Here is a 9,381-nt window from a genome sequence, read left to right on the forward strand (position 1 = left end):
CCCACCGACCTCTCGATCGTCGGCTTCGACAACCAGGAGCTCATCGCGGCGAACCTGTTTCCCGGTCTGACGACCGTCGCCCTTCCCCACTACGAGATGGGGGTCTGGGCCGTCGAGACCCTGGTGCAGCTGCTTCGAGGCGAGGCCGACACCAAGGCGCTCGCCGATGAGCCGACCCGACTCGAATGCCCCCTTGTCATCCGCGGCTCCGTCGCGAAACCACGCAACCCCGAAAGGCTCTGACCCCATGCTTCGACTGACCGCATCCTGGGTGTGGGACTTCTGGATCGCGGATGACGGCGACCGATACCACCTGTTCTTCCTCAAAGCTCCCCGCGCGCTTGTCGACCCCGACAGGCGGCACTGGCGGGCGACGATCGGCCACGCGACATCCACCGACCTCGTGCAGTGGACAGAGCACGCCGACGCGGTGATCCCCGACGACTCTCCGGCCTTCGACGACCTGGCGACCTGGACGGGGTCGGTCGTTCGCGAGGACGACGGCCGGTGGCGCATGTTCTACACCGCGGTCAGCCGAGCGGAGGGCGGGATCACCCAGCGAATCAGCTCCGTCGTCTCCGACGACCTGTTCAGCTGGACCCGCGAGCCGGAACGTCAGGTCGTCGAGCCCGACCCGCGCTGGTACGAGACGGCCGACGCCCGCGAGTGGCCAGACCAGGCCTGGCGCGATCCATGGGTCTTTCGGCACGGCGACGAGTGGCACATGCTCGTCACGGCCAGGGCGAATCACGGTGATCCAGACAACAGAGGCGTCATCGGCCACGCCACCTCGCCTGACCTGCTGCGCTGGAGCGTGCAGCCACCGCTGTCAGAGCCGGGTGCTGGGTTCGGCCACATCGAGGTCGTGCAGGTTGCCGTCATCGACGGGGTGCCCGTCGGTATCTTCTCGTGCCTCGGCGGCGAGCTCGCCGAGTCGCGCCGCGCGGAGGATCCCGTTGGCGGAGTGTGGGCATTCGCGATGGACTCCCTGACCGGCCCGTATCCGGTGAGCAGCTCCTACCGGCTCACCGATGAGCGGCTCTACGTCGGCCGACTGGTGCAGGACCGCTCTGGCCAGTGGCAGATGCTCGCCTTCCGCAACGACGACGGCGATGGTGGATGGGTCGGCGAGATCTCCGATCCGCATCCCGTGCACTGGAAGAACGGCCGGCTCGCTGTCGAGCTCACCGGCCAGCCCCTGGTGCAGGGAGCCGGGCTCAGCTCGTGAGCCAGCACGTGCTCGTCGTGGGGGAGTCGCTGGTCGACGAGGTGGTCGAGGGAGCCGTCGTGCACCGTCATCCCGGCGGATCGCCAGCCAACGTCGCTCTCGGGCTGGCCCGGCTTGGCATGGCCACCCGAATGCACACGATGGTCGGAGACGATGAGGATGGGCGGCTGATCCAGGAGCATCTCGCGGCGTCGGGTGTGCTCATGACGGCGGGCTCCGTGGTCGACTCGCCGACATCCAGGGCGATCGCGACGATCGCCGGCGACGGGTCGGCGACCTACCAGTTCGAGATCAGCTGGGCCCCACGGCCCCTCGACGACCTCGGTGCGCCGGATGTCATCCACACCGGATCGCTCGCGGCCCTCCTCGCACCGGGCGCCGACATCGTGGCCGGCATCCTGCGACGCGGCCGCGCCGCTGGGGCGCTCATCACGCTGGACCCGAACATCAGGCCGAGCATCGTCGGCGACGCCGGCACGGTGCGCGCTCGATTCATGGCCGCCGCCTCGCTGAGCCACCTCATCAAGCTCAGCGACGAGGATGCCGCCTTCCTCTTTCCCGGCACTGGCCTCGACGACGTCGTCAGCATCCTGCTCGACACCGGAGCGAGCGTGGTGGCGGTGACCCGCGGGGGCGCCGGCGCTCATCTCGCGAGTCGGGAGGGGCGGGTCGACGTGGCAGTGGTCTCCACTCCGGTGTCAGACACGATCGGCGCTGGCGACTCCTTCATGGCGACGATGATCTGGGCGCTGGCCGAGCGCGAGGGCGGCTGGAACGGGCACTCCGTCTCGCCGCATCGCCTCGAGCAGGTCGGCACCGTGGCCGCAGCAGCAGCCGCCATCACCGTGTCCCGCGCCGGTGCAGATCTGCCGGTGCTCGCGGATCTTGCCGCCCACGCCTCCGCCGCGTGATTTCCATATTGACCCTGAGGACGATCAGATGACCAGCCCCAACCACTACGACGTCACCGCCTGGCCGATCGGAGACCCGGTCGACGACATCGGCGAGGTGATCAACAGCATGATCGCCGACATCAAGAGCCGTCAGGTGTCGAGCGACGACAACGACGGGGGCAAGCCCGGCGCGGTCATCTACATCCCGCCGGGAGACTTTCGCCTTCGCACGCAGGTGCGCATCGACATCAGCTTCCTGAGGATCCACGGCGCAGGACACGGGTTCACGTCGTCGAGTATTCGATTCAACGTGCCGCCGCACGAGCTGGCCGGCCTTCACGAGCTGTGGCCGGGGGGCAGCAGGGTTCTCGTGGACATCCCGCGCACGACGGGCGACGATGCCTCCACTGGCGCGGCCTTCCTCGTCGAGCGGGAGGGCAGCCCGCGCATCAGCTCTGTCGAGTTCATGGACTTCTGCATCGACGGGTTGCGGTTCGAGGCGGATGGCTCTGAGCTGCTGCCGCAGAACACCTACACGAACGGCAAGACGGGAATCCACGTCGCCAGCGCCAATGACTCGTTCCGCGTCAACGGCATGGGCCTCGTCTATCTCGAGAACGCCCTGACGATCCACAACGCCGACGCCCTGTCGATACACGACAACTTCATCGCAGAGTGCGGCAGCTGCATCGAGCTCCGCGGCTGGGGACAGGCGTCGAAGATCACCGACAACCTCATCGGAGCGGGCTTCGCCGGCCACTCCATCTACGCAGAGAACCACGGTGGCCTCCTCGTCACCGCCAACAACGTGTTCCCCCGCGGCTCGAGCAGCGTGCGATTGAACGGGGTGACGCGATCGAGCGTCGTCAACAACCGCCTCCACTCGTTCTACCCCGGCATGGTGGTGCTCGAGGGCGGCAGCTCAGAGAACCTCGTCGCCTCCAACCACTTCCTGCGCGACCACGAGCCGTGGGCACCGTTCGACGGTATCGACAACGGACTGGATGACGACTTCGGTCTCCTGCGGGTGAGCGGCAGCAACAACAGCATCATCGGCAACCACTTCTCCGAGGTCGTGGACTCCGCACGGGTCAGGCCGACGGGCGGCACTCCCGTCATCATCCGTCTCGCCTCCGGGCACGCGAACTTCGTCTCGACGAACCACGTTGTCTCGCTCGACGTGCGCAGCGCATCCGGCGGATCGGCGTATGAGGCACAGGTCGAGGCGCTCCTCTCCGTCGAGCACGCCGATGGCCTTTCTGTCACCACCGTGCTCGTCGATGACGCGTCGTCTCGCAACACGATCCTCGACTCCGGCACCGATTCGCAGGTGGTTGCGGATGCCGCTGCCAACGCGATCAGGGCCACGCCGACGATGGGCTGACGCCCCGCCCGCGACCGGCGGCCTCAGCTTTCGCTCAGGTAACGCGGTTACGGTCGCCGTTTGCCTATGACTGTGCCCACTCGAAACTCCCTTGCCACTGCCGCGCGCAGGGCGATCTCGGTGACCGCCGCGGTTCTCGCCGTTGGTGTCGCGACCGCCGCGGCTATCTCGCCGCCAGCTGCTCCGACCCACGCTGAGAACCTCGCCGCCTACATCCAGAGCAACTCGCAAGCGCTCGATGTGGCACCGACGGTCGCCGCTGCCGAGATCACTCGCGGTGAGTACTCCGCCACGGCCGGCTATGCCACCCTCGCCGCCGAGGGCACCAACCACGCATGGGCAAAGATGGTGCTGCTGGCCGGCGGCTGGCCCCAGAGCACGGAGAACGTCACGGTGCTGCTTCGCTGGATGCGGCAGGAGAACGGCGCGAACAACTGGTGGAACCGCAACAACCCGCTCAACAACGGCTGGGGATCCGGCGGCGGAGGCGGAACGGGTCGATACGCCAACCTCATCATCGCCGCCCAGAAGGCCGCAGAGGCGCTGCACAAGAACCGCGGCTACTCCGGCATCATCGCGAACCTGGCTGCATCCTCGCCGACCGCGGTCACCGAGGCGGCAATCTGGGCCTCGCCATGGGCGAGCGGGCACTACGCCAACGGCGACCACTGGCACTACACCGACGTTCCCGTGGTGAGTGCACCCGCGGGAGCCTGGGGCTAGGCCACTACTCGAAGCTGGCTTTCGCCTCGGCGAGCGTCGCGCAGGTTCGCTCTCCGGTCGGGGTATTGGCGACGAATCCCACGCCAGGGCGACCTTCGATGACACCGCAGAACCGGCCGTCGCGGCGTCCGAGCCAGACGCCAGTGGCGACCGCCTCCCACTGCAGCACGTCGGAGTCGATGGCCATGGTCATGGTCTGTCCTCCTTGCGCGCGGGGCTCCGCCTCTGCAGTGAAACGGATTTCTCACATCTAACTACAGGGCGACCTGTCTACCTCGACATTTCGACGACCGTGGCGGCGCGGAGTGCTAATTGCTGCTCTCCACCTCGAGCCGCCTCACCTCGTCGGAGTCGGCGCCATCGGTCTGCACACAGGGGCCGGCGGCCTCGATGGTGATGGTGGGCGCGCTGCCAGACTGACTGCGGGCGATGAGGCGGATCTCGGCAGCGGAGGTGCCGCTGGTGAGCACGGCCTGCTCATCGGCCTCACGCTCGTTGCCGGGCGAGACGACCCAGCCGTCCTCCTCGAAGGAGCCGGCGAGAGTGGTCATCGCGAGCTCTGGGTCGGCAGCAGCCGCGGCGGCGAGGGTGATGACGGCCGTCGACTCCCAGCTGCGGATGGCGTCGTCGTCCTCGCAGGCGACCGACTCGTCGGTGCTGACCACGGAGGCGACCTGCTCGGTCGGAAGCCGAAGCACCGATTCGTTGCGCAAGAGCTGCACGGGCGACTTGGTGTCGGCGAGCGACGGGCCGTCTGAGGTGGTCGTCGTGGCCGTGCACCCTCCGCAGCTCACGACGAGGGCGAGAGAGAGGGCGATCGCTCCGGGATGGAATCTCATGCGTGGCCAATCGGTTCGAGGCGCCATAGCGCCATTGCTATCTGACCGACCCTACGGCCAATTGACACCGTTGTCAGTAGGCCGCGGATCCCCAGTTGAGGTCACACGATCCGGTCAGAGAACGGGAGCCCGCAGCAGTCCGCCGGCCTGGCGAATCGTCTCTGCCGCGATAGCCATGGCGAAGCCGAGGGAGTCGTCGAGGGACGAACCCCCGAGCGACTGCGCGATGACCGCGGCGAACGTGGCGTCGCCGGCACCCATGGTGTCGACGACGGGAGCCGCGAGGGGAACGATCGCTCGATGGGTCTCGCCGGTTGGTGTGAACAGGGTCGCCCCATCCGCTCCTGCCGTCGCGAGAACGGCGGCGGCGCCGAGGCCGAGCAGGCGCTCCGCGACCTCGCGAAGGGGCAGCTCCCACACCAGGTGGGCGTCCTCCTCGCCGATCTTGATGAGCGACGCCCGCTCTGCGAGACCCTCGATGCCGCTGGCGAACCGCGGCCGATCGAGGAGGAGGCCGTGACGTGGGTTGGGGTCGATGAAGAAGGGGCGATCGGTGATCGCGCGCCGCAGGGCCGCGACCTGCTCCGCGTCGTCGAACGGAAACCCGCTGACGGCGATGAGCTCACTGCTGGCGATCGTCGCTGCCGCCGACTCGAAGTCGATGCGGCGCTCGACCTGTGCCTGGGAGAACGAGTACTGCGGCTCGCCGTCGGTGCGGTCCGAGATCGCGCGGCCGGTGCCGAGGGGGGCCGGCGACGCGTACACGTCGACGCCGTGCTCGGCGAGGTGACGGGTGAGCACCTGCCCGTCGTCGTCTGCGCCGAGCATTGCCACGAGGGTGGAGGGAACACCGAGCACGGCGAGGCCGACGGCGACATTGAGCGCGGATCCGCCAGGCGCGTCGACGGATCCGGCAGGCTCGCGCATCTCGTCGATGAGGGCGTCCCCGATGACGACGACGCTCACGCAGGCCTGATCTCGCCGGAGCCGCGCGCGACGAGCGTGCTCGGCACGACGTACACCTCGGAATCGGACTCGTCGCCGTCCAGGCGGGAGAACACGCGCTCAGCGGCGAGGCTGCCGATCGCGTAGGGGTCTTGTGCCACGCAGGTGATGCCCGGCTCGAGCATGTCGCCGAGCGGCACGTCGTCGAACCCGACGAGTGCGACCGACCGGTGCAGGCCCAGCTGGCGCAGGGCGCGGATGGCCCCGATCGTGACGAGGTTCTGGCTGGTGAAGATCGCCGTCGGCCGCTGATCCCTCTGCAGGATGGCCATGGCCGCCTCGTACGCTCCCGCCTCGCCGTGCAGGTCGTCGATCGCCTGGATGTCAGAGCCAAGGCCCGCAGACTGCATCGCCTCGGTGTACCCGCGGTGGCGCTCGCGGGCCGTCCACAGCTCTGCGCGGTCACCGAGGTAGGCGATGGACCGGTGCCCGTGGGACTGCAGGTGGCGCGTTGCGGTTGCCGCAGCCTCCGCGTTGTTGGTGACGACGGTGTCCGCGTCGATTCCCGACGGCTGACGGTCGACGAAGACGAGCACGGTGCCGCGTCGCTGCTCTGGCACGAGGTAGCTCTGGTTCTTGCGAACGGTGGTGAGGATGAGCCCGTCGACCCGGCGGCGAAGCATCTCCGAGACGATGTCGGCCTCTCGCGACGCGTCGTCGTCGAGGCTCGAGGCGAACACGGCTGTTCCGTGGGCCGCGGCGACGTCCTCGACGCCACGGTTGACCGCGCCGGAGAACGGGTTCGCGACGCTGCCGACGACGAGGCCGAGGGTGCGCGTCTTGCGGCCGGTGCGTCGGAGGTTGCCGGCGTTGACATCCGGGCGGTAGTCCAGTCGCTCGACGGCGCTGAGCACGCGCGCGATCGTGGCCGCGGAGACGTTCGGCTCCTGGTTGATTACGCGCGAGACAGTCTTGAGGCCGACGCCAGCAAGCGCGGCCACCTCGCGCATCGTCGCCCGCGCGGTGGGCGGCTGAGGGATCGGGGGTGAGGTCGACACCGTTGTCACTCTTTCATTCCGAGTTGGCTTTCGACTTGACTATATCCATCACATTGGTCTAAACCTAACTATGACACCGTTGTCAACTCGGGTGTCAACCACTCATCACCAAGGAGATTCAATGCTGAATCGCACCACAGGCACCGTGCGCCGCATGCTCGCCGTCGGAGCCATCGTCGCGACCGCCTCGATCGGTCTCGCCGGCTGCTCAGGAACCGCGTCGGGAGGAGGCGACGACGACACCGTCGGCGTCGCGCTCATCGTCAAGACCAACTCCAACCCGTTCTTCGTCGCCATGCAGGAGGGCGCCAAGGCGGCCGCTGAGGAGTCTGGCGTCAGCCTCACCCTTGCCGCTGGCAAGGAGGACGGCGACGAGGACACCCAGATCAAGGCGATCGAGGACGCCATCGCCCGCGGCGACGCCGGCATCCTCATCACGCCCAACGGCCCCGGCGTCAACGACGCCATCACGAAGGCACGCGACGCCGGCCTCTACGTGATCGCCCTCGACACGCCGCCCGACCCGGCTGACACCGTCGACATCACCTTCGCGACCGACAACTTCCTCGCCGGTGAGCTCATCGGCGAGTGGACGGCCGCCCAGCTCGATGGCGAGAAGGCGACGATCGCGCTGCTCGACCTGTTCGACGACAAGATCGTCTCCGTCGACTACAACCGCGACCAGGGCTTCCTCACCGGTCTCGGCATCGACGTCGGCGACCCCGCCGTCAACGGCGACGAGGCGGCCACGGGCAGCTACTCCGGCGGAGACTACGAGATCGTCGGCAACGAGGCGACCAATGGAGCGGAGGATGGCGGCCTCGCCGCCATGGAGACCCTCCTGTCGAAGAACTCCGACATCAACGTCGTCTACACGATCAACGAGCCGGCAGCCTACGGCGCCTACCAGGCGCTCCAGGCGGCAGGCAAGGCCGAGGGCGTGCTCATCGTGTCGGTCGACGGCGGATGCGCCGGCGTTGACAACGTCAAGGAGGGCATCATCGGTGCAACGAGCCAGCAGTACCCGGTGAAGATGGCACAGCTCGGCGTCGAGGCGATCGCAAAGCTCGCCAAGGGCGGAGCCAAGCCGAGCACCACCGAGGGGCTCGACTTCTTCAACACCGGTGTCGCTCTCGTGACCGACAACCCGGCCGATGGCGTCGAGTCGATCGACACCGCAGCAGCGTCCGACATCTGCTGGGGCTAACCCGCAGCATGCAATAACCGGCGGGGGTGGTGCTGGCACAGCGACAGTGCCACCCTCGTCATCATCCGGATCCATCAGAGTTTTCGTACAAAGACGTTCAGGAGAGTTCCATGGCCCAGCCATCCAAAGAAGCGGCCCCAGCAACAGGGCAGCTCGACCTGGCGGGCGAGTTTCTCGATCGCCGCACGCCGCTCAGCCGGGTGCGGGCGGTGCTCCACCGCTACCCGGCGATCAGCCCGGCCATCGTGCTGGTAATCGCCGTCATCGTGTTCGGCAGTATCAACGACCGCTTCCTGTACCCGGGCAACCTCTCGCTCGTGCTGCAGCAGGTCGCCGTCGTCGGCACCCTTGCCCTGGCGCAGACCCTCGTCATCCTCACCGCCGGCATCGACCTCTCTGTCGGCGCAGCCATGATCCTCACCTCGATGGTCGTCGCGCAGGCGGCCGCCACCAACGGGCTCCCCGGCATCCTCTCCCTCTTCCTCGGCCTCATCGTCGGCCTCGCGGCTGGCGCGGTCAACGGCATCCTCGTCACCCGCCTTCGGCTCCCACCATTCATCGTGACGCTCGGCACGCTCAACGTGTTCGTCGCTCTCACGCTGCTCTACTCGAAGGGCGCCACCATCCGCGGGGCGGAGATGCCCGATGTGCTGACGGCAACCGGCCTTCCCATCTCCATCGGAGACGTGCGCATCACGGTGGGCGTTCTCATCATGCTCGCGCTCTACGTGCTGCTCGCCTTCATCCTCGGCAAGACGGCCTGGGGGCGCCACGTCTACGCGGTCGGTGACGACAAGGAGGCCGCCCGCCTCGCCGGCATCAGCGTCAACAAGGTGCTCATGAGCGTCTACCTCGCCGCGGGAGCCATCCTTGCCGTCGGCGCCTGGATCCAGATCGGCCGAACCAACGCCGCGAGCCCCAACGCGGGCGTCGACCTCAACCTCGACTCGATCACGGCCGTCGTCATCGGCGGCACTAGCCTCTTCGGCGGCCGCGGTGTCGTCTGGGGAACCCTGCTCGGCGCCATCATCGTCGGTGTCTTCCGCAGCGGTCTCTCGCTCGCCGGGCTCGACGTGCTCTACCAGACCCTCGCCGTCGGCGTTC

General features: G+C 67.9%; 11 protein-coding genes. 7 read left to right on the forward strand and 4 right to left on the reverse strand.

All coding sequences use genetic code 11. The annotated features are described in order from the left end of the window. The 5 genes from AC14A7_RS07440 to AC14A7_RS07460 all read left to right on the forward strand — a co-directional run. Positions 1-243: substrate-binding domain-containing protein (locus AC14A7_RS07440; RefSeq protein WP_484007738.1), on the forward strand; the 243-nt coding region annotated here is incomplete at its 5' end. A gap of 4 nt (positions 244-247) precedes the next feature. Beyond that, positions 248-1,228: a glycosyl hydrolase family 32 gene (locus AC14A7_RS07445; protein WP_484007740.1), complete on the forward strand. Its 981-nt coding sequence runs from the start codon at positions 248-250 to the stop codon at positions 1,226-1,228. After that, a complete protein-coding gene (locus AC14A7_RS07450) occupies positions 1,225-2,139 on the forward strand; it encodes a carbohydrate kinase family protein (protein WP_484007742.1) in 915 nt (304 codons plus the stop codon). Before AC14A7_RS07445 ends, AC14A7_RS07450 begins: the two co-directional genes overlap by 4 nt. A gap of 28 nt (positions 2,140-2,167) precedes the next feature. Next, entirely contained in the window at positions 2,168-3,505 is a 1,338-nt protein-coding gene (locus AC14A7_RS07455; protein ID WP_484007744.1) for a NosD domain-containing protein, read from the forward strand. Between the two features lie 66 nt (positions 3,506-3,571). Then, positions 3,572-4,228 carry a hypothetical protein gene (locus tag AC14A7_RS07460; protein WP_484007746.1) on the forward strand — a complete coding sequence of 219 codons (657 nt, stop codon included), beginning with the start codon at positions 3,572-3,574 and terminating at the stop codon, positions 4,226-4,228. A gap of 4 nt (positions 4,229-4,232) precedes the next feature. Here AC14A7_RS07460 and AC14A7_RS07465 read toward each other — a convergent pair whose 3' ends face one another. The 4 genes from AC14A7_RS07465 to AC14A7_RS07480 form a co-directional block, all read right to left on the reverse strand. Beyond that, on the reverse strand, positions 4,233-4,421 hold the full coding sequence (locus tag AC14A7_RS07465; RefSeq protein WP_484007748.1) for a hypothetical protein: 189 nt from the start codon (positions 4,419-4,421) through the stop codon (positions 4,233-4,235). 115 nt (positions 4,422-4,536) lie between these two features. Beyond that, a complete protein-coding gene (locus AC14A7_RS07470) occupies positions 4,537-5,067 on the reverse strand; it encodes a hypothetical protein (protein ID WP_484007750.1) in 531 nt (176 codons plus the stop codon). Positions 5,068-5,181: 114 nt separating this feature from the next. Continuing rightward, the gene (locus AC14A7_RS07475; RefSeq protein ID WP_484007752.1) at positions 5,182-6,033 is read right to left on the reverse strand and encodes a carbohydrate kinase family protein; all 852 of its coding nucleotides are present in this window, start codon (positions 6,031-6,033) and stop codon (positions 5,182-5,184) included. Beyond that, complete coding sequence (locus AC14A7_RS07480) at positions 6,030-7,070, reverse strand: LacI family DNA-binding transcriptional regulator (protein WP_484007754.1); 1,041 nt, start codon at positions 7,068-7,070, stop codon at positions 6,030-6,032. Before AC14A7_RS07480 ends, AC14A7_RS07475 begins: the two co-directional genes overlap by 4 nt. Before the next feature lie 121 nt (positions 7,071-7,191). Between AC14A7_RS07480 and AC14A7_RS07485 the strand changes: the two genes are divergently transcribed. Next, the gene (locus AC14A7_RS07485; protein ID WP_484007756.1) at positions 7,192-8,277 is read left to right on the forward strand and encodes a substrate-binding domain-containing protein; all 1,086 of its coding nucleotides are present in this window, start codon (positions 7,192-7,194) and stop codon (positions 8,275-8,277) included. Between the two features lie 110 nt (positions 8,278-8,387). Continuing rightward, positions 8,388-9,381, forward strand: a 994-nt coding sequence (locus AC14A7_RS07490; RefSeq protein ID WP_484007758.1) for an ABC transporter permease, incomplete at its 3' end; no start/stop codon positions are given.

The sequence above is a fragment of the Conyzicola sp. genome (assembly GCF_057073975.1).